A 2,651-nucleotide genomic window follows, 5' to 3' on the forward strand; every position below is an offset into this window, starting at 1 on the left:
GCGCGCGCTCCTCGGCCGGCGGTACGGCGGTCGCGGCGGCGAGTTGCGCGCTGGGCGAGGACACCGCCCGGATCCGCGCGGCGCGGGGCTGGCCGGCGCCCTCGAGGATCGCCGGCGGCAGGTAGATCTCGGCGGTGGTGCCGGAGCCCTCCTCGTTGGCGGCCGGGCCGCGCAGCCCCACCCGGATGCCGTGCCGGGCCGCGATCCGGCCCACCACGAACAGGCCCATGTGGCGGGCGTTGTCGGGGCTGACCTCGCCCCCGGCCTGTAGCCGCATGTTGGCGATGCGCCGGTCGGCGTCGTTCATGCCCAGGCCGGCGTCCGCGATCCGCACCACGACGCCCGCGTCCCCGCCGCGGGCCGCCGAGACCCGCACGGGCGTCGACGGCGGCGAGTAGCGCAGGGCGTTGTCGATCAGCTCGGCGAACAGGTGGATCGCGCCGCCGGCCGCCGCCCCGATCAGCGTGCTGTTCTCCGGCAGGCCGGCGATTTCGACGCGGCGGTAGTCCTCGACCTCGGAAACCGCGGCGTTGAGCACCGTCGACAGCGGCACCGGGTCGCGCTGGTCCCGCGCGAGCTGAGCCCCGGCGAGCACCAGCAGGTTGGCGCTGTTGCGGCGCAGCCGGGCGGCGAGGTGGTCCAGCCGGAACAGGCTGTCCAGGCGTTCGGGGTCCTCCTCGTTGCGCTCCAGCCGGTCGATGAGCGACAGCTGCTGGTCGACCAGCGAGCGGCTGCGCCGCGACATGGTCTCGAACATGTCGTTGACCAGCAGCCGCAACCGCGCCTCGTCGCCCGCGAGCAGCAGGGCCTGGGTGTGCAGTTCGTCGACCGCGTGGGCCACCTGGCCGATCTCCTCGGTGGTGTACACCGGCAGCGGTTGCGGCGTCGGCTCGGCCCCGCCGGCCTTGACCCGGGCGATCTCCTCCTCCAGGTCGGTGTGGGCCACCTTGAGGGCCCCGTCGCGCAGCACGCGCAGCGGCCGCACCAGGGCGCGCGCCACCAGCAGCACGATCACCAGCGCGACGACGATGGCCGACAGCACCACGACGGTGTCGATGATCGCGGCGTCGCGCTTGTCGGCGGCCTGGGCGTGCACCGACTTGGTCACCGACGCGGTGGCGTCCGTGATGACCTGCTCGGCGATATCGTCGGTGGCCTGGATCGAGCGCAGCAGGTCGGGGTTGTCGACGAGCGCGCTGGCCGGATCGGACATGATGGCCATCCGCGTCACCAGCTGCTGCTGCAGCGTCTTGGCCTCGGGCGAACCGGCGCCGAGCACCTCGCTCATCCCGAACAGCGTCGACGGCTCGGTCCCGGCCAGGGTGATCATCGACGTGCGCAGTTGCGGCTCGGGCAGGTCGGCGCCGCGGGTGACGAGGATCTTCTGCATCGTCATCTGGCCGCGGGCCCCGACCGCCCGGCTCAGGCCCGCGGTCTGGGCGCGGATCTTCTCGTCGTCGACGCGCACCGACGCGTTGATGACGTCCTCCGCGGTCAGCAGGATGGGGGCATACAGGGTCACCCGCTCCCGCAAACCGAGTCCGTTGTCGGACACCTTGTTCACCAGCAGCTGACCGCCGTCGAGCAGGGTGCCGACCCCCGAGCGGACCTCGGGGGTCACGTCGGTGTCGTTCAGTCGCGTTTCCAGTTCGTGCTTGCGCGCCTCGAAGTTCTTCTTGGCCCCCTCCACGTCGCGCCCGGTGCTGCCCGCCAGCAGCGCGACGTCGAGCGCCGACATGTACTTGGTGATCACCGGCACCACATCGGCGCGGGTCGCGGCCAACCGCAGACCGCCCGAGTTGGCCATCGCGCCCTCGATGCGCAGCGCCCCGAAGACCGTCGCCAGCACCAGTGGGACCAGCACGATCGCCAGGACCTTCCACCGGACCGGCCAGTTGCTCAGCGACCAGGTGGGGGGGCGTTTGCCCGGCGCCGGACCGGCGTCGCGGGGCTGCGGGGACTCGGCGGCCGCCTCGGCCGGGCGGGCGAACATGGTCACGCCGGCACCGCCGTGCGACCGGCCGCTGCGCTGATGCTCAACGCTCGAAAAAACGAGAGGCTCATGAGACTTCCTGCTTTATCCACCCGTGCCACGCCAGAGGGGCGCGAGCGCGTCAACGTGGCAATCCGACGAGTATGACAGCCCGCGGCCCAGGTCACCAGAATCGTTACTGAGCAGACAGGCCCCTCCAAGGTGGGCCCGCGCACGGGCGGGCGAATCTGGCAAACGGTTATGACTTCGGGCGCAGCACCGCGACGAGGAAATCGGAGTCGTCGGTGAACGGCCGCAGGTCCCAGGCGGACAGCAGCAGGTCGGGCTCGAGCCCGGCGGCGGCCGCGTCGTCCAGGAATTCGGCGAATCCGTAGTCGCGACCGGCGCCGAAGCCGATCGCCGCCCGGCCGTCGTGTTTGAGGTGGGCGCGTAGCCGGCCCAGCACCCGGCGCCGCGTGCTCGGGGCCAGGAACGTCATGACGTTGCCGGCCGACACGATCACGTCGAACGGCTCGGCGATGCCGCGCGCGGGCAGGTCGAGTTCCGCGAGGTCGCCGACGAGCCAGCGCGGGCCGGGATGATCCTGCTCGGCCGCTTCGATGAGCGCCGGGTCCACGTCGACGCCGACGACGTGGTGGCCCGCGGCGGCCAGGTGCCC

The 2,651-nt window shown here is 72.4% G+C and carries 2 protein-coding genes; both read right to left on the reverse strand.

Annotated elements, in window-relative coordinates; genetic code table 11:
* A partial coding sequence (locus HMPREF0591_RS29440) for a sensor histidine kinase (RefSeq protein WP_040624457.1) occupies nt 1-1,999 on the reverse strand: 1,999 nt, incomplete at its 3' end.
* A 232-nt stretch (nt 2,000-2,231) separates the two neighbouring features.
* The coding region (locus HMPREF0591_RS29445) for a class I SAM-dependent methyltransferase (RefSeq protein ID WP_007172525.1) at nt 2,232-2,651 on the reverse strand (420 nt) is incomplete at its 5' end.

Origin of the sequence: Mycobacterium parascrofulaceum ATCC BAA-614 (assembly GCF_000164135.1) — a bacterium.
GTDB lineage: Bacteria > Actinomycetota > Actinomycetes > Mycobacteriales > Mycobacteriaceae > Mycobacterium > Mycobacterium parascrofulaceum.